This is a genomic window from Mesorhizobium prunaredense, assembly GCF_900156895.1.
GTDB lineage: Bacteria > Pseudomonadota > Alphaproteobacteria > Rhizobiales > Rhizobiaceae > Mesorhizobium > Mesorhizobium prunaredense.
Map to the genome: position 1 here is coordinate 1 of NZ_FTPD01000031.1, position 1,649 is coordinate 1,649.

The 1,649-nt window shown below is 61.1% G+C and carries 1 protein-coding gene; it reads left to right on the top strand.

Features of this window, described 5'->3' with window-relative positions:
* Positions 1–316 precede the first annotated feature (316 nt).
* Positions 317–1,348: an IS110 family RNA-guided transposase gene (locus tag BQ8794_RS21475; protein WP_077380690.1), complete on the top strand. Its 1,032-nt coding sequence runs from the start codon at positions 317–319 to the stop codon at positions 1,346–1,348.
* Positions 1,349–1,649: the final 301 nt, after the last annotated feature.

Sequence of the window (1,649 nt, forward strand, 5' to 3'; positions counted from 1 at the left end):
ATGGTGGGCCCGGAGGGCGTCTTAAACTCATTGATTTCGTTACGTTTTTCGTGGGCCAAAATCAGCAAGCTTCCCGTATCGTTCCGCACGCTCCCGTGACGCAAGACAGTAGACAGCCTCGTTTTCGAACTTTCGGAGCCATGCTGCAGAACTGCCGCATTGGGGCCGGTGAACGAACATGACGTAATCGCGGGAGCGGTGGCCACCAAAGCTGTGGCGGCGATGTTCGGAGCTCTAGCCGGCTGGCTGTCCCCCGATAGGATGAAGAACGGGCTCACGATGAACACCGGGCCCAGGCATCGAACGGAGGACAGCCATGGAGCAGTATATCGGTCTCGACGTATCCATGAAAGAGACGGCAATTTCGATCCGGCAGGACGGCAAAAGGATGTGGCGGGGCAAGTGCGCGTCCGACCCGCAACTACTCGCGGCGCTGATCCGCAAGCGCGCACCCGATGTGCGGCGGGTGGTATTCGAGACGGGGCCGCTGTCGGTGTGGTTCTACCATGCGCTGATGGCGGAGGGGCTGCCGGTGATCTGCATCGACGCGCGGCATGCCAAGGCCGCGCTCGACATGGCCGCGAACAAGACCGATGCGAACGATGCCGATGGCCTGGCACATCTGGCCGAGGTCGGCTTCTACCGAGAGGTTCGGGTCAAAGGTTTCGACAGCATGCTGATCCGCACGCTGATCACCGCGCGGCGCCAGCTTCTCAAGATGCGTTTGCAGATATCCAACCAAATCCGCGGATTGATGAAGACGTTCGGCCTTGTCGTGCCCAAGGGCGCCGGCAGCGTGTTCGAGCGCAACGTTCACGATCTTCTGCAGGGCGAAGCAAAGCTGGCGCGCATCGTCGTGCCAATGCTTCGGGCATGGAGTGATATTCGATACCAGATAGCAGAGCTGAGCAAGCAACTGGCCGCGATGGCTCGTGAAGACCAGCACTGCCGTCTGCTCATGTCGGTGCCCGGTGTCGGCACCGTCACAGCCACCGCCTTTGCCGCGGCCGTGGAGGATCCGGCGAACTTCAGAAACTCGCGCGCCGTGGGCGCATGGGTAGGCCTGACCCCGAGACGCTACCAGTCCGGCGAAGTCGATAATGACGGCCATATCTCGCGCCGTGGCGACAATCAGTTGCGCGGACTGCTATACGAAGCGGCCGCGGTCATCCTGAACCGGTCGACGGATACCAGCACCCTGCGAACCTGGGCGTTGGAGCTCAAAAAACGGCTCGGCTTCAAACGAGCCGCCGTGGCCCTGGCGCGCAAGCTGGCAGTGATCATGCATGCGATGCTCCGGACGGGCGAGCTGTTCGATCCGCACGGAGGAACGCCCGCCGCCGCCTGATCCTGCAGACGCTCGACCACGACGATTTCTTCAGGCCATTCAACCAATAGCGTTCTTACAGGACGCACCGAGCCGTCCCTGCCGGGACGTGGCTGAGATCATTCCGCGAAGCGGGAAGCAACTGCTTCGTTAAGCAGATTGCGCAACGAACATAGGAAGATCTCACCTGCGAAACTCATCCTGCGGCGATCTTTGCATCGACCGCGTAGACGACCCTGTACCCGGCATACGAACGAACGAGCATGGACAGAAAGGACGACTGCCTTGCACTCACCCCCTTGACGGCCGAGCGATTAGACGA

What these genes read in the sequence shown, in the direction of transcription:
- BQ8794_RS21475 (WP_077380690.1), top strand. Translation starts at nt 317, where the DNA reads ATGGAGCAGTATATCGGTCTCGACGTATCCATGAAAGAGACGGCAATT.